This window comes from Bacillus sp. SM2101 (genome assembly GCF_018588585.1).
Classification (GTDB): domain Bacteria; phylum Bacillota; class Bacilli; order Bacillales; family SM2101; genus Nanhaiella; species Nanhaiella sioensis.
The window spans coordinates 30,165-49,500 of the sequence record NZ_JAEUFG010000008.1; the positions used below are offsets into that span (position 1 = coordinate 30,165).

Sequence of the window (19,336 nt, forward strand, 5' to 3'; positions counted from 1 at the left end):
GTATTTTACATAAGAAAGAGAACCTTTAGTACAAGTAATTACTATTATATTGAAAAAGGGGGAGGTTAATTTTGTGTTTATAAGACCTAGTAAAGGTAAAATTATTTCCGGTTTTCGGACAAAGCGTAGGCCAAATCATCACGGTATTGACATTTCTCAATCGGGTAAAACCGAGATTTTAGCAGTTGCTAATGGGAAGGTTAGTCGTTCGTATACATCAAAAAGCTATGGAGAAGTCATTTTTGTTGTTCATCATATTAATGGTCAAACGTGGGAGACAGTATATTCACATCTAGAACTAGGGACAAGAAAGGTAAAGGTGAATAAACTAGTAAAACAAGGTCAATTATTAGGATATATGGGTGAAACGGGTTATGCTTCAAGGCAGCATCTTCATTTTGAACTTCACAAAGGTCGATGGAATATTAATAAAACCAATGCTGTTAACCCGTTGGATTTTATAGAAAGTTGATCTATCATATTTTATTCTAGTAGACTAAAAGTTACGCTAACATTGTAGACGGAGATCGTTATTTTTTAAGATACAAAAAAACTGTCGACTTAGTCGACAGCCTTGAGCTTGTAGTTATCTATTTCTTCATGATTTAGTAGAATTTTCATTTCCAAGGTATTGAGCAAGTTGGTCATAAAAATCCTGAGGATGATCGACATTCAAAATGATTCTGCTAACATTTTTTTTCATACCATATAGAAGCTTTACTTGCTGAGGTTCGTTTAATAAAATCTCAAACGAAGGTTTTTCTTTTATAAAATCGATCGCTCTTGCATCAAATAACGTATTTAGTTCTTTATTTGATATCTGTTCTGGACCATCATAATGCTTAAACTCTTTAATTTTATCAAGTGGTACATCCATACGTTTAGAAAACCCTACGGTTAATAACAAGCTTTGTTTAGTTAATAAAAAAGGAGACAATCGAGTTGCCTGTATTTCAGCTAAGATAAACAGAACACTGTAAATGTTTAAAATAAGAAGAATATAGGCTACGACTTCATTCCATTGATGTAAAAAGTAATGGAGGCCAATTGATTCTATCACAATCGCATGAATGATCATAATATTACAGGCAATCATACTAGTCTTATGGTGGTACGTAAATCTCAACTCAGACGGGTTCGTAAATTTCTTTCGCCATGAAAAGAATGCATAATAAAACATACTAATATCTGTAAGTAGAATTTGTACTATACGATTTCCAGGTAAATGTTGTTCAGCTGTTTGCTTAATATTATGCTGGAAATAGGTACTATTTGAATGGTTAGATTTATAGTCTTTAATGATAATCTTCATTTTTGAGACGATTTTAAATAAAATATACAGTTCTAGTAATACAAAAGTTGCTTCGCAAAAAATCACAAAATAGTTTACAAAGGGAAATTCTTTAAAATAATTATTAGGAACAATTAAGTATGCCACACCGTAACTGAGAAGAATAACTAAACCTATATATTTGATGGAAAAACGCTTTCGAATAATGAAAAGGTAAGTTAACAAAGGAATGACTAAAATAAAATCAAGTAATGAACCTATAATTGCAGCGTCGGGAATTGGTTCTAATGATGGAAGGTTGTATAAAGTGAAATTCGCAATTAAAATAATACTAATTAACAGCAAGAACAAAATATAGTTATGTTTTTTGATCACATTTGTCATATTAAACCACCTCTGCCACCCATTATATAACATATTTCATAAATTTTCACTATTACCAATCTTGTTATATTCTATACTAATTTGAGGGTGAAAAAATCCAACTGATAGATTATATCTCTGCTATAATAGAATTATCATGCATTCACCTAATATGTAATTAATTTTGACTACTACTTTCTAGCTAATTATTGAGGAGTATTTGTATATTTTGTGAGGTTCTTTTACATAACACTTACATTTAAGAAAGTGATATGTAGAAAATACGCTCCGAACGTTAGTTATATGCGAATATACGTTTTATTGCGAAAAAGCAACAGGGTGGGCATGATAGGCGGTGTTTTAATCATCGCTTATTTTATATCGTACAATTTTATTCTTACATTGCATGTGCTAGATTTACTAAAGGCTAAATCATTTCGAATGATCATCGTATATACTGTTGAAAAAGGTGAGTAGATGCATTCAAGATTAATTGTAAATAAGCGACTTGTATTGGCATACTTTATTGGTGGTATAGTTTGGATTTTTTTTATAGATGATATTCTGATTCTTCTTAACATAATGCATGATCCTTACGCATTAAAACTAGTAGAAACTATTATTTTTATAGTGGTTTCATCATATTTATTATATAGTTTCATAAAACAAACTGAATATTGTAAGAAGGCTGAAGAGGATGAAAACCAATTATCCTTATTAATCAATTCCATGCCAGATTTCGTTTGTTTTAAAGATGGTGAAGGACGTTGGTTGAAGGTAAATGATTTCGGTCGGGACCTTTACCACTTAAATGAGGTTAATTATATTGGGAAAACAGATGCAGATTTAGGGGTAATTAATCCCTTTTTTAAAGAAGCGTTCGATGAGTGTTTGAAATCAGACAACGATACATGGAAGCAAGCGAAGATAACAAGAGCAGATGAATCATTTATATTACCTAATGAAGAGACAAAAACTTTCGATGTGATAAAAGTCCCATTGTTTTATGATAGTGGAGAAAGAAAAGGACTCGTCATTATTGGTAGAGATATTACACAACAAAAACTTACTGAAGCGATGCTATTGAAAAAAGAGAAATTGTCGGTAATCGGTGAAATGGCGGCTGGAATAGCTCATGAAATTAGAAATCCACTAACAGGTGTTAAAGGGTTTCTACAGTTAATGGGAGAAAATAATACTGCTTCAAAAGATCATCTTTCGATCATCATGTCAGAGATGGATAGAATTAACCACATTGTTAGTGAACTGTTAGTACTATCTAAGCCACAGCCTAAAAAATATAATCCATTTTTATTAAGTGAATCGCTATCATATGTTTGTAATATTACATCACATGAAGCGAAGGAGAAAGGTATCATCATAGATTTTGGCAATGATTCATATGACCCAACAGTATTCGGTGATAGAAATCAACTAATCCAAGTTTTTATAAATATCATTAAAAATTCTATAGATGCTATGCCTAGAGGGGGAAGGATCGATATTAGTGTAAACAATATTGATCAAAAGTTTGTTAAGGTCATAGTAGTAGATGATGGCATAGGAATACCGAAAGAAAGACTCAATAAAATAGGAGAGCCATTCTTCACCTTGAAAGAAAAAGGGATGGGCTTAGGGTTAACGATCAGTAATAAAATCATAAATGAACACAAAGGAACAATCAATATTGAAAGTGTTGTTACAGTTGGTACTACCGTTAGTATCACGTTACCGGTATACAATGATCATGTTGATCATGTTCCCGAAGCTTACAAATCTAGTAATTAATAGAATGTTTTATTCTTTCTACTAATACAATTAATTTCTGTTTATACATAGGACTTGACATATGACCTAGTAAATAATATGATGTTAATTTCAACGAAATGTTTTTACCTAAATTATCAATAAGTAAGGTGTGAATATATGGAGTGGAAAAATCTTTATAGAGGGTTCCTTATGGGGACAAGCGATCTTATTCCTGGAGTAAGTGCTGGAACAATAGCAGTCATTTTAGGCATATACAACAGATTGATACAAGCGATTAATAGTTTTTTTAGCAAAGATTGGAAAAAACAACTAGGCTTTTTAATTCCTTTAGGCGTAGGGGTTTTATCAGCTATATTTCTTTTAAGTCATTTAATAGATGTACTATTGGAGGAATACCCCCAACCGACTAACTTTTTCTTTCTAGGGTTAATTATCGGTATACTACCGTTTTTGTACATAAAAGCAGATATAAAAAATACATTTACTAGTAAACACTATATCTTATTAGTAATTGCCTTTCTAGCCATTGCTTCTCTATCTTTGTTTAATCAAAAAACTGTAGTTTTGGAGACAATAGGTGCTACACAATTATTAGTTTTATTTTTTTCTGGTTTTTTAGCAAGTATGGCAATGGTGTTACCAGGTGTAAGCGGCTCTTTTGTATTGTTGCTCATCGGTATGTATGAACTTATTCTACATGAAGTTTCAGAGTTTAATTTCATCGTCATTGGTGCTGTTGGAGCGGGCGTATTATCTGGTATCGTCCTTATGAGCAGATTGTTAAAGTATCTTCTTACTTCATATCCAATAATGATGTATGCAGCTATTATTGGAATGGTGGCTGGATCAACCTTTGTTATTTACCCAGGAATTGACGGACAAATTATTATTAGTATAGTGACGCTTACTGTTGGGTTTGCCACAGCAGTTATTTTAGGGAGAATCGAAAACAAAAACTAACGAAAGAAAAAATCCCACCACTTAGTGATTCATATCACTATGGTGGGATTTATTTTGATCTATAATGAGAATAGTTATCAATCAACCTATCTATAACTAGGAGGCAATGAAAATGGAAATAAAAAATATATCTGATTTTACAAATGACAATAAAGTGCTAAAAAAAGTGGTCTATCGGACAGACTACTCTACAACAGTATTGGTAAAGCTAGCACCTGGGGGAGAAGTAGCAGAGCATAATCACCCTAAGCATGACATTTTTGTGCAGGTGGTCGGAGGTGAAGTGAAGTTTGTGGTAAACGGTGAAGAACATGAACTGTCAAAGGATCACTTACTAAGATTAGAGGGTCATGAAAAGGTTAGTCTTCAAAATAACACTGAAGCTGATGCAACAGTTTATATAATACTTTCTAAACAATAATGAGGATAGAGTATAATGGGAGTCTTTCTTCATAACTTTTATGCGTTAATTGACATATAGTAGTAGCTTATAATAAGATTCACTGATCCTTCTTTACTGGGAACAGTGAATCTTTTATGTACGTTAACGAATCTATTATTTATACACTATACTGTTTTACTATTTTGGCATATACATTCGGTGATCTGTTTACGAAGTTTATATTTTTGAATTTTACCTGATGCAGTCATAGGGTAATCATTTACGAATTGTATATATTTGGGAATCTTATAAAAAGCGAGTTTACCTGTGCAAAAAGATTTCACATCTTCTTCTGTGATGGTTCGACCTTCCTTTACTTTAATACAAGCAGCTACCTTTTCACCATACTTTTCATCAGGAATGCCAATTACTTGTACATCTAAAATATCATCGTGTCTATATAGGAATTCCTCTATTTCACGGGGATATATATTTTCTCCACCCCGAATAATCATATCTTTCAATCTTCCAGTAATCTCTATATAATGATCAGGGTCCATAATAGCTAAATCTCCAGTATGAAGCCATCCATCTTGGTCAATTGTCTCGTCTGTCGCTTCTGGCATGTTGTAATATCCTTTCATTACTAAATAGCCTCTCGTACAAAGTTCACCAGGTGTTCCATATGGTACTTCTTTACCTGTAACAGGATCAACTATTTTCACTTCTACATGCTCGTGTGGTTTACCTACAGAGTTAACACGTCTGTCTAGCGGATCATTAGTCGTCGTTTGGGTTATGACAGGTGAAGATTCAGTTTGACCGTAAGCAATTGTAATTTCCTCCATACCCATCTCGGTCATGACTTTCTTCATTACTTCAATTGGACAATTAGAGCCAGCCATAATTCCAGTTCGTAGTGTTGATAGATCATATTGGTTAAAGTTCTCATCATTTAATTCTGCGATGAACATCGTTGGAACTCCATGTAATGCGGTACACTTCTCTTTTTCCACTGTTGACAATACTTCATCTGGGTTAAATTCTACAATAGGAACCATTGTAGCGCCAACGGAAACACAGGCTAAAATACTTAGGACACAGCCAAAGCAATGGAAAAATGGTACGGGGATACATAAATTATCGTTATTTGACAACTTCATTGCTTGTGCAACCAAATGTCCATTATTAACAATATTATTATGTGTCAACATAACACCTTTTGGAAATCCAGTTGTGCCAGAAGTATACTGCATGTTTATAACTTCATCTGGCCTTAAAGATACCTCAACATCCTTAAGATGTATATCCGTTATGCCATCACTAAGTTCCAAAAGCTGATTCCAATTAAGCATATATGATGGAGTCTCTCCAGAACCGATATAAATGATGTTTTTTAAGAAAGGTAAGTCATCAATATCGAGCTGTTCACTATTGAAGCTTTGAGATGTTGACTTAGTTATCTTTTCTATAATATCTATGTAAGAAGTTCCCTTATATCCGTTTATACAAAACAAACTTGTTGAGTCCGATTGCTTTAATAAATATGCTAACTCGGATTCTTGATAACTAGTATTAACTGTTACGAGAATTGCTCCTATTCTTGCAGAAGCAAATTGGAGTAATAACCATTCAGGAACATTTGTAGCCCATACGGCTATGTGATCACCTTTGTTAATACCTAAACCTAGTAATGCTTTGGCAAGATTTGTTGTCTCATCATAAAATTGCTTATACGTTAATCTTTTTCCTAACTTTGAGTAAACAACTGCTTCTTGATCAGGATACTTGGAAACCGCTTCAAGGAGTAAATCTCCTATTGTTTGGTTTTTTAATGTAGTCATAATTACCTCCTCATGTAATTTTGAAAATTTCACATTAAATTTACCTGACGTCTAGCAAAAGAATACTTATTATAAGTGTCATTTCATCATAGTTGCAGTAGTTGTTATATGCCATTTTTATCGTTTTAGTAAGATGTGGGAATACGATCAATGTGTTGTTAACTTGTCAATCTAATTACATTATATACCTAAATTTGAATTTTCAAAACATTTTTAAAATAACCTTGAATAATTCAAATAAGAAGATGTATGATAGTAATAGATCTACGTACTGACCAGTAAGTATGTAAGGAGGGGTAAGATGAATTTTTCATATTCTGATAAGGTTAAAGTGTTGCAAAATAGCTTAATAGATTTCATGGAAAAGTATGTTTATCCAAATGAAAAAACTTTTGAACAACAATTAAACGAGAGTGAGAGTAGATGGACGGTACCTCCAATAATGGAGGTATTAAAAGACAAAGCAAAAGCAGAAGGGCTGTGGAATTTGTTCTTGCCAGATAGTCAACATGGTGCGGGGTTAACGAATGTTGAATATGCTCCATTATGTGAGATTATGGGGCGTTCAATCATAGCACCTGAAATATTTAACTGCGGTGCACCAGATACAGGTAATATGGAAGTGTTAGTGAGATATGGTACTGAACAACAAAAAGAAAAATGGTTAAAACCACTACTAGAAGGTGAGATTCGTTCTTGTTTTTCGATGACTGAACCTAATGTGGCTTCATCTGATGCTACTAATATTGAGGCGAGTATCATTCGAGAAGGTGACGAATACGTCATCAATGGGCGTAAAACGTGGTCATCGGGTGCTGGTGATCCACGTTGTAAAGTAGCTATAGTCATGGGGAAATCTAACTTCGATGCTCAAAAGCATGAACAACAATCTATGATTATTGTTCCTCTTGATACACCAGGAGTTAAGATTGAAAGGTGTTTACCTGTGTTTGGTTATGACCATGCACCTCATGGACATGCAGAAATTACGTATAATAATGTCCGAGTATCAGCAGAGAACTTAATATGGGGGGAAGGGAAAGGGTTTGCAATTGCCCAAGGTCGACTTGGACCCGGAAGGATCCATCATTGTATGCGCTTAATTGGCGCTGCTGAAAGAGCACTAGAAGAAATGTGCGATAGAGTACAACACCGAGTTGCTTTCGGTAAGCGATTAGCAGATCAAGGTGTGATAAAAGAGTGGATTGCAGATTCTAGAATTGAAATAGAACAGGCTCGGTTACTTACGTTGAAGGCGGCTTATATGATGGATACAGTAGGTAATAAACAAGCAAAAATGGAGATAGCGATGATCAAAGTGGTGGCTCCCAATTTAGCACTAAAAGTCATTGATAGAGCGATTCAGTCTTTTGGAGCAATAGGGGTGAGCGATGATTATACACTTGCGGCACAATGGGCTAACGCAAGAACACTGCGCCTTGCTGATGGGCCAGATGAAGTGCATAGAGCACAAATTGCCAAAATGGAGCTTAGAAGAAATAAAGAGCAGGTCAACAATAATGAAAAGCTCTTTTCATAAACTTTGGTACTTTTTTTACTAAGTTAAAAGGGTTGAGAAGAATAAAGCGTCTCGAAAAAAGCTGATGAAAAGTAGATTCATTAAAAACTCATATGCTGTAATAAAAGGCGATCAACACAACATGTCAAGTTAAGCAAAATGTGTTTTATAGTTTTTACCTCACTTTATAGGTGGGGTATTTCAATCGAAAAACAACAAACATATTAAGTGAAAAGACAATGGAATAACAAACTTGATGTTCTAAATAAAATAATATTTAATAAAGAGGTGCCAAAAAATGACAGATACAATACCTATCCGAAAAGGAGAAGACTTACAGGTTGAAACACTAAAGAAATTTTTGCACACTGAATTTGGAGATTTACCAGATGCTCCTCTTGAGATTAAGCAGTTCAGTGCAGGTCATTCAAATTTAACATACGAACTTACAATAGGGGATTGGGTGGCTGTTCTTCGTCGTCCACCATTGGGTCCTGTAGCTCCAAAAGCCCATGATATGCAAAGGGAATTTCATATTTTACAAGAGTTGCATCCCCATTATCCTATTGCACCTAAGCCTTTGTTATTTTCTCCAGATGAAACGATCGTTGGTAGCCCATTTTTTATCATGGAGCGAAAAAATGGGGTTGTCATAGATACATCGTTTCCGAAGGGTGTGTCGATTACGCCAGAATTAACAAGAGGTATCTCTAAGGAAATGGTAGACTCACTTGTTCAACTCCATAGTATTGATTATAAGCAAACAAAGCTAACAGAAATTACTAACCCCGATGGTTTTTTAGAAAGGCAAGTACATGGGTGGATTAAGAGATATGATAGAGCGAAAACAGATGATATTCCTGAAGTCGATGTATTGACAAAATGGCTAGTTTCTCACATTCCTAGATCTCAACAATCTACTCCGATCCATTATGATTTTAAACTTAATAATTCGATGTTCGCAAAAGACGATTTGACAAAAATGGTAGGTTTATTTGATTGGGAAATGAGCACGGTTGGAGATCCATTGCTAGATTTAGGTGTAGCTATGAGTTATTGGATACAGGAGGACGATCCTGATATTTTAAAAATAGGGTTAGGAGGCACCTCAGTAACAATTCAAAAAGGTTTTATGACTCGCGAGGAGTTCATAAGTGCATATGCAGAAAAAAGTGGTTTTGATGTGTCTAATATGAACTTCTATTTGACTTTTGCTTACTTTAAACTAGCAGGTATTTGTCAGCAAATCTACTATCGATGGAAAAAGGGACAAACGAAAGATCCACGGTTTGAGTATTTCAATCATTTTGTAAATGCATTGATTATTCATGCACTGCATACATCCAGCAAAAATGATTCGTATTGAGGTGCTTATGATGTCAAAAATTCATCTGTTAATGCGAAAGGAAGAAATAGATTCCGGTAAAATGCTCGATAATAAGCTAGCGGTTATTTTTGATGTGTTGTTAGCGACATCAACAATTACCTCTGGTTTATACTTTGGAGCGAAGGAGGTTATACCAGTATTAAATGGTGAGGAAGCCGTGAAGGAATCATTGCTACGACAAGAGAATAGCTATGTACTCGTAGGGGAGTATGAAGGTAAGACAATAGAAGGGTTTCTTGACCCGAATCCATTAACATTAAAAGAAAAAATAGCTGAGAAAACGATGATCCTATCAACAACAAATGGAACAGTTGCCATTCGGAAAGCAGCTAGTTCAAAAAAAGTATTTATTGGCTCATTATTAAATGCTGCAAAATTAGCAGAAGTAATTGACTGTGAACATAATGATGAAACTGTAGTCATTATATGTTCTGGAACATCTGGTGAATTTTGTTTAGAAGATTTTTATGGAGCAGGGTGCTTTCTTGATTTTTTGTTAAATCATACAAATAAAGACTGGGAACTAACCGACTCGTCACTAGCAGCTCTCTATTTTTATCGAGGTAATAAGGAAAATGGAGAAAGCCTTCTTTTGGCAACACATGTAGGTTCAATGCTAAAAAAGTACGGCTATGAAAAGGAAGTAGAGTTTATTAGTAAAGTGGGTACCATGGGAATTGTTCCTTATTTGCACGAACAAGTAATTTTACCAATGTATTAACAGTGAAAATTAAGAGGTAGGGGGTTTGTGTTACGTGTTAACAGTCTCACTGAGGTGTGATTGTTTAACCAAAATAAATCATATAATATGTATTTTTAGGGAAGTCACGGATACAACATTCCACCGTTACCCAAAGGACGTGGGTAACGGTGGAATTGCAGTCGTCTCCGCTTTTTTTATTATCTAGCTCCGTCTCCTAGCCTCTCGAGGTCACTTCACCATTTCACCCAAAGGCAAAAAGCGCCTTCAGTTGAAATGGTTCCAGTGCTAGTCGAGGCTGACCAGTCGTTTCCGCTTTTATTATTATCTAGCTCCTGCGCCAATCCCCTCGCGACACTTCACCCCCACACCCGAAGGTAAAAGGCACCTTCAAGTATGGGGGCTCCAGCGCTTGTCGGGGATAAACAAGGCGCATCCGCTTTTATTATTTACCTATCATTTTCATTATGTTATTTTTAAAAGCTTGCAATGCTTGTTGTCTAGTTTCTTGATTTAATAAGGCATCTTGCTGTGCTGCAATCAAGTTAATGATGGCACTTCCAATAATTACGCCGTCACAATGTTGCTGAAGCATTTTTACTTGTTCGTATGTCGATACACCGAAGCCTACAGCAACAGGTACTTTGCTATGCAGTTTAACATGTTCTAAAAAGGTTGAAATATCTGTATTCAATTCTTTTCTTGTCCCGGTTACACCTAACGAAGATACACAATATAAAAAGCCAGTTGCATTTTCTGCAATTTTTTGTACACGATCTTCTGAATTAGGTGCTACGAGTGATATAAATTCTATACCTTCTTTGTTACACCGGTCTCTCATTTGTTCACTTTCTTCAAATGGCAAATCAGGAATTAACAAGCCATCGACATCATTTTCCTTCATATGATTAAAAAATGCATCCTCACCTACTTGTAATACAGGATTATAATAAGTAAAGATAACTACAGGAATTGATACACCTTTCTTTCTCATCTCAGGTACAAGCTCGATAGCCTTTCTAAGTGTCATCTTATGCTGCAGAGCTCGGTTTGCAGCATCTTGGATAGTTGGTCCATCAGCTAATGGATCTGAGTATGGTACACCTAATTCAAGTATATCGGCACCGGCTTGCTGTAAATTAACAGCAAGGTCAATCGTTAGTTCAGGAGAAGGGTCACCCGCCATAATAAATGGGATGAATAAATCTTTTGTTTTAGTGAGCTTTGAACGAAATGGCTTTGTAGCTATCATGGTCATCTTCTCCTTTCAACTTATCTATTAATGTACTCATGTCCTTATCACCTCGCCCTGACAAACAAATAAGAATGGTTTCATCACTGGACATTTGTTTTGCTTCTTCGAATGCTTTTGCTAGTGCATGAGCACTTTCGATCGCAGGAATAATCCCTTCTTCTTGAGAAAGGAACAGTAGGGCATTTAATGCTTCGGTATCAGTGACATACTCATAACGAACACGTTTCGTTTGATGAAGATAAGCATGCTCTGGTCCAATACCTGGATAATCTAAACCAGCAGAAATGGAATAAGGTTCAATAATTTGACCGTCCTCATCTTGTATTAAATAGGTGAGTGATCCATGAATGACACCAGGAGTACCCTTTGTTAGAGTTGCTGCATGTTCATCAGTATCGACACCAAGTCCGGCAGCTTCGACACCAATTAGCTCTACGTCATCTTCTAAAAATGGATAGAACATACCGATTGCATTACTACCACCACCAACACAGGCATATACCCGATTCGGTAAATGATTTTCCTTTAACAAAAATTGCTCTTTCGCTTCATCACCGATAATTCGTTGGAAATCTCTAACCATTTTTGGGTATGGATGAGGACCAACAACTGAGCCGATGATATAGAAATGATCATCGCAGTGGCTAACCCAATAACGTATCGCTTCGTTTGTGGCATCCTTTAATGTTTGGGATCCGCTTGAGACAGGAATGACCTCAGCACCTAATAACTGCATACGAAATACGTTCAATTTTTGCCTTCTAATATCTTCTTTACCCATAAAGACTTTACATTCTAATCCGAATTTAGCAGCAACAGTTGCTGTTGCAACTCCGTGTTGGCCTGCACCAGTTTCTGCTATAATTTTTGTTTTCCCCATCCTCTTAGCTAATAATGCCTGTCCGATTGCATTATTTAATTTATGTGCACCTGTATGATTCAAATCTTCACGTTTTAAATAAATTTTCGCACCACCGATTTTTTCAGTAAGCTGATCTGCATACGTTAGAGCAGTCGGTCGTCCGCTATATTCTTTCAAAATCTCTGTATACTGCTGTTTAAATTCAGGGTCACTCATTGCTTCTTGTAGTGCTTGTTCTAATTCTGCTAATGGTGCCATTAACGTTTCAGGTACGTATTTACCACCGAACTTACCGAAGCGTCCGTGTTGGTCAGGGACTGTCTGTTTCATCTCACATCTACCTCTCTATGAATTTCTTCTAATAAGCTTGTTATCTTCTCGTTATCTTTCTGATTTTGTGCTTCAATACCACTAGAAACATCAATTCCAAATGGCTCGTAATGAAGCAATTGTGCTACGTTCTGAGGAGTGATCCCTCCAGCTATAAAGCAAGGAACACCTTGCTGCTGTGCTTCTTTAAGATACGAAGGAACAGCTTCCCAATCGAAGGTTATACCAGACCCACCCCATGAACCTTGGACTTTACTATCAACGACATAGCCGTCAACGACGCCACTATATGTTTGCATTAGCTGTAACCCTTGACGTTGATGGTGAATGACTTTCCATATAGGTATGTCAACATGTTCACGTAAGGATAAGATATATGGTACAGTTTCAGTTCCATGCAATTGGATGACATCAAGGTTTACATTGTTGAGTACGTTCATGATTGTTGAAATATCTTCGTTCACAAAAACACCAACTAGTTGCTGTTTGTCTTGTAGAGGATATTTTTCAATCCACTCAGCTAGCTGAACAGGGTTAACTTGGCGTTTGCTCGCTGAGAAAATAATCCCTATATAGTCAGCGGTAGACGCAGTTGTAGTTTTTAAATCTACGAGTGAGCGATTACCACATAATTTCACCTTAGTTGTTTTCAACGTATTCACTTCCCATTAACTGGTGTATTGCATGAACTAGGTCATCTTGACGCATTAATGCTTCACCTACTAACACTGCGTTCGCTCCACAATGTTTTAACATTTTAATATCCTCATTAGTGAAAATGCCACTTTCACTAACTAGTAGGCTGTCTTTTGGAACATCACGCACTAAATCAATTGTTTGATGGAGTGATGTTTCAAATGTTTTTAAATTTCTGTTGTTAATACCGATGATTTTTGGTGTGAATACTGATAATATATTGTCTAATGTTTCTTTCGAATGTACCTCAACTAATACATCGAGATCCGCTTCTTGAGCTTGTACGTATAACTCATGTAGGTGAACAGGAGATAGTGCCTCACCAATTAATAGGATGGCATCTGCTCCTAATCGTCTACTTTCTTCAACTTGAATTGAATCGATAATAAAATCTTTTCTTAGAGCGGGTATATTAACTATTTTTTTTATTTCAGATAAATATGAATGGTGTCCTTGAAAAAATGGTTCATCCGTCAGTACAGAAATTGCGCTTGCTCCAGCTTGTTCATACGCTTTAGCAATAGTCGTTGGATGAAAATCTCCTCGAATGATCCCTTTGGAAGGAGATGCTTTTTTTACTTCCGCAATTAGTCCAAGTGGTAGAGTAGTGTTTTTCAATGCTTCATAAAATGAAAACTTTTCTACTTGTACTTCATCTCGTAGTTCTAACTTATTGATCTCTTCACGTTTTACTTCTAAAATCTTTTCAAGCATGGAGCTGCTCCTCCTTTAAATTTCTGATCGATTCGTAATATTTATGAACATCTCCACGATCAATGGCTTGTTTTACTTGATGAACCCCTTCAGCAATACTCGATACTTGTTCTGCTACATATAATCCGGCTCCTGCATTTAACAAAAAGATGTTCGTTGCACTTTCATTTGCTTTTCCAGTAAAAATTTGTTGAATCAATTTTGCACTTTCCTTAGGACTTGATATTTTTAGATCTTCCATATTTCCTCTCGGTAAACCAGCATCTTCAGGAGAAAATACATAGCGAGATACTTTACCATCTTTCAGCTCGACGATATCAGTGTCTGCAGTAATTGATATTTCATCTAGGCCATCTTGTCCAGTAACGAATAATACATGTTTAGAGCCTAGTGCATGAAGAGTGTGTGCTAATTTTTCTGAATAACTAGTATCAAAAATCCCGATTAATTGATGCTTTGCGTTTGCAGGGTTTGAAATAGGCCCTAATAAATTAAATAATGTACGGAAGCCGATTTCTTTACGAACAGGCGCTGCATGTTTCATCGCAAAGTGATAGTTTGGAGCGAATAAAAACGTCATTCCTTTTTTTATTAAAGCGTCTTTTCCTTGCTCAGGTGTTGTTTCAATTTGAATATTTAATTCTTCAAGAACATCAGCGCTTCCACTTGAAGAGGATACATTCCTATTTCCGTGTTTAGCAACTTTCACACCTAATGATGCTAAGCATATGGCAACTGCAGTAGAAATATTAAAAGTAGAGTGCCCGTCACCACCCGTTCCACACGTATCAACGACAATTTCGTCATTATATTCGATTGTTTTCATATTATGCCTCATCGCTTTTGCAAAACCAGTAATTTCATCTACGGTTTCACCTCTCAGGCGAAGAATAGTAAGTAAAGTAGCTAGCTGGCTATTTGTTAATTGTCCGGACATAATATCGTTCATCGTATGAAATGATTGCTGTTCTGACAAAGTGTTACCTTCAATTAATTGTTTTAACGTATCTTTTATCATTTTGTCATTCCTCCTTGTTGTGGTGCTTTTGCAAATAGTTTTTCGGCTGATTGAATCGTTCGTAACAAGGCACTGGCTTTGTTTACTGTTTCTTTCCATTCAAGCTCTGGTTTTGAATCAGCAACAATACCTGCGCCTGCTTGAACATAGGCCGTTTCATCTTGGAGAAATATCGTTCGAATCGTAATACATGAGTCTATATTGCCGTCATATCCAATATAAACTATGGCACCAGCATATAAGTTACGAGCAGTAGGTTCAAGCTCTTGTAATATTTGCATCGCTCTTATTTTAGGTGCACCTGATACTGTTCCAGCTGGAAATGAGGACACAAGAGCATCCAATGGTTGAACGTCATCACGTAACCTACCCGTAACTTTACTAATAATGTGCATGACGTGAGAAAAATGAGTGACAGTCTTTAACACTGGTGTATCAACTGATCCGAAATTTGCAACACGCCCAATATCATTTCTTGCAAGGTCTACTAACATATAATGTTCTGCAATTTCTTTTTCATCTGCTAATAATTCTTGCTCAAGTGCTTTGTCCTCTTCTTTCGTTCGACCCCGACGACGGGTGCCGGCAATCGGATGAATTTCTAAGTGTCCGTTCTCAATTTGTATGAGCCTCTCAGGTGAGCTACCAATGATCTCAAAGCCGTCCATTTGAAAGTAAAACAGATAAGGCGAGGGGTTCACCTTGCGTAATACACGATATAATTCAAAACCGCTCACATTCACTTTTTTATGAAAACGTTGAGATAACACACCTTGAAAAATATCACCGTCTAAAATATACTCTTTTATTTTGTTTACATGTTCCTTGAACTTTTCTTTTGAATAATTACTTTCAATACCATCAAGATCAACTTCAGTGTTTTGCTCAATAGGCATCATTAGATCAGATAATGTAGTGGACTGTTTAATTTGTTCAAGTAAAGAGTCTATTTTTGTTACAGCACCGTTATAGAGTGAAGTTTTTTCATCATCGGTTTCATCACCGTTTAAACGTACAAAGTGTAGCAAAGCAACTTCTTTTTTCTCATGATCGAAAGCAATAATTGTTTCACAAAAAAGAAATTGATAGCGTGCAACACGTATATCTTGATTGTTGGGATCAGGGACTTTTTCAAAATCCGATATGGCGTCATATGAAATATATCCTACGCCACCACCTTTAAATGGGAAATTCACTTCAGGAATCTTTACAGTTAAATTATTTAATACATCATTTAAAGCATCTTTAAAACTGGGAGCTTCAGCTACACTATCATTTGTGTAATCGTAAATTTGAAACGTGCGCTGCTCTTCTTTAATTTTTATAAATGGGTTTAAGCCGATAAATGAATATCTTGACCATGGAGAAGAAGGGTCATGACTTTCTAAAATATAAGTTGCTTGATCTCGTAACGTTTGAAATAATTGGACCGCTGTTAATGTATCTGATAAGAAACTATAAGTTAATGGGATTGTACGGTATTGATCCGTATCTTGAATAAATTGTTGTAGAGTTTCCATTGTTCACTTCTCCTTTAATTAATAATGGAGAATGAAATGGTTGAGGAAAGTGAATAAATATTGAAGAAAAAAAGATGCATCTAAATAAAGTAGCACGCATTTAGCATGTACTTTTAACGACATTATAACTATACTCGCCTCAACTAATCATACTCATTCTCAACTAAACTTAAAATGTATCGTTTATCTTTAAAGGAATAAACAAAACTTGTCAGCTTTTGGAGTGACTAAGTTTCTCCTTTTATACTGCAATATGGATTGATCAAAAAATTGATCAATTTTCATAACTCTCTCATCTAAGCTTGTTTGTAAGTTTAATATATGATGTCGTAACTGTCAATGGTGTATTCTTCAAGATCACAATTAATAACATCCAATAATCTCACACTGTAATAAAATAGACAAATACGACTGTTGACAAATTTATGCAAGACGTGATAGTCTGTTAAAGACTTATAAAAGAAGGAGGTTACGTTATTATGTTAAACATCAATCAGTTCTTATCAACTATTACAAATATACATTACGTGACCTCAGCGGTTATTCATTAACGATTTATTTAAATTGTAAATGTATAACGCAGTTCACGTAAATATCGTGGGCTGCGTTATTTTATTGGAGGAATAGAAGGGGCACAAAAGTGTTTTCTCTATAATGTGAAATCCAAAAAGCGTATCGTATGCCTACGGTACGCTTTTTTTTTCGTGAAAATTTACTAAGTTTATCAAATCATACTATTTGTAGGGGGCTTGAATATGGAGAAATGTAATACAACCTGTAATAAAACAAAAGAGAATAAGAATATGGATAGCGGTTAGAAAATAAAGGAAAATTGGAGAAATGTGGTGTATCATATGAAGTGGAAAGATTGGGATCGTAATTTAAAGGTCCGTTTGTTTGGAGAAGGAGTTATAAATATATTATTTTGGATGTATTTCCCATTTATGGCGATCTACTTTGCAGATCATTTTGGTAAGGGAACTGCGGGATTGTTATTAATATTATCTCAATGTGCTGGGGTAATTGCTAATTTGTTCGGAGGATATTGTGCTGACCGTTTTGGCCGCAAAAAAATGATGGTATATTCTTATATTGGAACGGCATTTTCGTTTATACTGTTTGCTGCTGCTAACTCACCATGGTACGAATCACCTGTATTATCATTTATAGCATTTTCATTATTAGGAATATGGGGTTCTCTTTATTGGCCAGCGAGTCATGCAATGGTTGCGGATGTGGTTCCAGAAAAAGATAGAAACAATGTATTTGCAATTTTTTACATGATGATAAATATAGCTGTAGTTGTCGGACCAATACTTGGAGGGATATTCTTTTTCAAATATCGCTTTGAGTTGCTTGTTATGGCATTTGTAACGAGTGTGATATTTTCAATTGTGTTACAAATATATGTACGAGAAACAGCACCGAAATTTGAACAGACGAAGCAAATGGATGGAGATAAGAAATGGTACTCATTTGTAATGGAACAAATGAGAAATTACCGAGTAATTGTGACTGATAAAGTGTTCTTTATCTTTATTATTGCAGGGATTTTAGTTGCACAAACATTTATGCAAATGGACTTATTGTTAGCTGTATATATGGCTGAAATTGTACCAGTTCAAACAATACTCTCTTTTAATGAATGGACATTGAAAGCTTCTGGTGAACAAGCGTTTAGTTGGGTGATTGCGGAAAACGGTTTGTTAGTTGCTTTATTCACTGTTCTTGCTACAAAGGTATCAAACAAATTTAATGAGCGGAACGTGTTTATGATGTCGGCATTGACTTACGGTGTAGCAATTATACTGTTCGGAAGTACTGTAAACGTTTGGGGCTTATTTTTTGCTATGTTTATATTTACAGCCGCAGAATTAATGGCTGTTGGCATACAGGAAGGGTATGTTGCAAAGCTTGCACCTGAAAATATGAGGGGACAATATTATGCTGCGGCTAGCTTAAGATTTACGATAGGTCGTACTCTTGCTCCAATATCTATTCCTTTAACGATATGGATCGGTTTTACTAATACTTTTTATATCATCGGCTTACTAGCTTTCGTTAGTGCGGGACTATATTATGTGATGGGTTATTTAATGGAGCAGCAGACTAAATCGTCAAAAGGTATGAATAAAAAACTAGTATAAGATATTGTTATGTAAGCTTTTTAGGGATTATATATAGCTTAGCATTTTCTAAACAAGTTTTTGTGTGTCTTTTCTAGTTTAAAGAGATGTTAATACTGTTCAAATTTTATTGCTAGCAACAAGTTTACGAAAAGAGCCATAATTTAAAACAATAGGCTATCTCTAAGTCTTATTTACGACTTCATGAGATAGCCTATTGTTATTGTAGTTTTTAAAAAGTCACCTGGGTTATAAAAAACTTTGAATATGGTTATATAAAAGGGTGTTGTCATAACGATGCATGAATACCTTTTTAATGACAAAAAGCTGTGCTGTTAAACGTTTATTAGAAAAAAAATATTAAGCTGCATGATGAATTTGTAATTAAACAATTGCAATATTTTATATTGAAGTTAGGGATATTGCACTTAATCCTAAAGGTAGATAGAGATGAAAGATTAAATAAATTGTATTTTAGAATTGCAAGAACGTCTATAAAATAGGTATTTATTAATTATTCAAAATAAAAGAGAGTTATTTGTATGAAACCAACTTGTTTTATCTTTGAAATACTTGTAACCTATTGTTCATGTAGTTAA

At 35.2% G+C, this 19,336-nt stretch carries 17 protein-coding genes; 9 read left to right on the top strand and 8 right to left on the bottom strand.

Annotated features, from left to right (window positions below; genetic code table 11):
• The first annotated feature begins 73 nt into the window (after positions 1–73).
• Positions 74–472 (top strand): M23 family metallopeptidase, encoded by a 399-nt coding sequence (locus JM172_RS09355; protein WP_214481932.1) that lies wholly within the window; start codon positions 74–76, stop codon positions 470–472.
• A 126-nt stretch (positions 473–598) separates the two neighbouring features.
• On the opposite strand, the gene JM172_RS09360 is transcribed toward JM172_RS09355, so the two are convergent.
• Positions 599–1,675, bottom strand: coding sequence for a hypothetical protein (locus JM172_RS09360; protein WP_214481933.1), 1,077 nt, complete (start codon positions 1,673–1,675; stop codon positions 599–601).
• Between the two features lie 282 nt (positions 1,676–1,957).
• Between JM172_RS09360 and JM172_RS09365 the strand changes: the two genes are divergently transcribed.
• From JM172_RS09365 to JM172_RS09380, 4 genes are all read left to right on the top strand, one after another.
• Entirely contained in the window at positions 1,958–2,131 is a 174-nt protein-coding gene (locus JM172_RS09365) for a hypothetical protein (RefSeq protein WP_214481934.1), read from the top strand.
• The gene (locus tag JM172_RS09370) at positions 2,132–3,442 is read left to right on the top strand and encodes an ATP-binding protein (RefSeq protein ID WP_250886592.1); all 1,311 of its coding nucleotides are present in this window, start codon (positions 2,132–2,134) and stop codon (positions 3,440–3,442) included. It begins immediately after the preceding gene.
• A 138-nt stretch (positions 3,443–3,580) separates the two neighbouring features.
• Entirely contained in the window at positions 3,581–4,384 is an 804-nt protein-coding gene (locus JM172_RS09375) for a DUF368 domain-containing protein (protein WP_214481935.1), read from the top strand.
• A gap of 112 nt (positions 4,385–4,496) precedes the next feature.
• Positions 4,497–4,805 (top strand): cupin domain-containing protein, encoded by a 309-nt coding sequence (locus JM172_RS09380; protein ID WP_214481936.1) that lies wholly within the window; start codon positions 4,497–4,499, stop codon positions 4,803–4,805.
• A gap of 146 nt (positions 4,806–4,951) precedes the next feature.
• Here JM172_RS09380 and JM172_RS09385 read toward each other — a convergent pair whose 3' ends face one another.
• Positions 4,952–6,610, bottom strand: coding sequence for an AMP-binding protein (locus tag JM172_RS09385; RefSeq protein ID WP_214481937.1), 1,659 nt, complete (start codon positions 6,608–6,610; stop codon positions 4,952–4,954).
• 301 nt (positions 6,611–6,911) lie between these two features.
• Here JM172_RS09385 and JM172_RS09390 point away from each other — a divergent pair, with 301 nt between their 5' ends.
• The 3 genes from JM172_RS09390 (at position 6,912) to JM172_RS09400 (ending at position 10,237) form a co-directional block, all read left to right on the top strand.
• Positions 6,912–8,150: an acyl-CoA dehydrogenase family protein gene (locus tag JM172_RS09390; protein WP_214481938.1), complete on the top strand. Its 1,239-nt coding sequence runs from the start codon at positions 6,912–6,914 to the stop codon at positions 8,148–8,150.
• Positions 8,151–8,427: 277 nt separating this feature from the next.
• Positions 8,428–9,495, top strand: a complete 1,068-nt coding sequence (locus tag JM172_RS09395) for a phosphotransferase family protein (protein WP_214481939.1) — start codon at positions 8,428–8,430, stop codon at positions 9,493–9,495.
• A 10-nt stretch (positions 9,496–9,505) separates the two neighbouring features.
• Complete coding sequence (locus tag JM172_RS09400) at positions 9,506–10,237, top strand: 2-phosphosulfolactate phosphatase (RefSeq protein WP_214481940.1); 732 nt, start codon at positions 9,506–9,508, stop codon at positions 10,235–10,237.
• A 424-nt stretch (positions 10,238–10,661) separates the two neighbouring features.
• Here the strand turns inward: JM172_RS09400 and trpA are convergent, their stop codons facing one another.
• From trpA to trpE, 6 genes are read right to left on the bottom strand one after another with little or no spacing between them, the layout of a single operon-like run.
• On the bottom strand, positions 10,662–11,468 hold the full coding sequence (gene trpA / locus JM172_RS09405; protein ID WP_214481941.1) for a tryptophan synthase subunit alpha: 807 nt from the start codon (positions 11,466–11,468) through the stop codon (positions 10,662–10,664).
• Positions 11,431–12,663 (bottom strand): tryptophan synthase subunit beta, encoded by a 1,233-nt coding sequence (gene trpB, locus JM172_RS09410; RefSeq protein ID WP_214481942.1) that lies wholly within the window; start codon positions 12,661–12,663, stop codon positions 11,431–11,433. The genes trpA and trpB overlap by 38 nt, the downstream gene beginning before the upstream one ends.
• On the bottom strand, positions 12,660–13,316 hold the full coding sequence (locus tag JM172_RS09415; protein WP_214481943.1) for a phosphoribosylanthranilate isomerase: 657 nt from the start codon (positions 13,314–13,316) through the stop codon (positions 12,660–12,662). Before JM172_RS09415 ends, trpB begins: the two co-directional genes overlap by 4 nt.
• On the bottom strand, positions 13,303–14,073 hold the full coding sequence (trpC, locus tag JM172_RS09420) for an indole-3-glycerol phosphate synthase TrpC (RefSeq protein ID WP_214481944.1): 771 nt from the start codon (positions 14,071–14,073) through the stop codon (positions 13,303–13,305). The genes JM172_RS09415 and trpC overlap by 14 nt, the downstream gene beginning before the upstream one ends.
• Positions 14,066–15,091 (bottom strand): anthranilate phosphoribosyltransferase, encoded by a 1,026-nt coding sequence (gene trpD, locus JM172_RS09425; protein WP_214481945.1) that lies wholly within the window; start codon positions 15,089–15,091, stop codon positions 14,066–14,068. The genes trpC and trpD overlap by 8 nt, the downstream gene beginning before the upstream one ends.
• Entirely contained in the window at positions 15,088–16,611 is a 1,524-nt protein-coding gene (gene trpE / locus JM172_RS09430) for an anthranilate synthase component I (RefSeq protein ID WP_214481946.1), read from the bottom strand. Before trpE ends, trpD begins: the two co-directional genes overlap by 4 nt.
• Positions 16,612–17,465: 854 nt before the next feature.
• On the opposite strand from trpE, the gene JM172_RS09435 reads away from it, so the two are divergent.
• Positions 17,466–18,758 carry an MDR family MFS transporter gene (locus JM172_RS09435; protein ID WP_214481947.1) on the top strand — a complete coding sequence of 431 codons (1,293 nt, stop codon included), beginning with the start codon at positions 17,466–17,468 and terminating at the stop codon, positions 18,756–18,758.
• Positions 18,759–19,336: the final 578 nt, after the last annotated feature.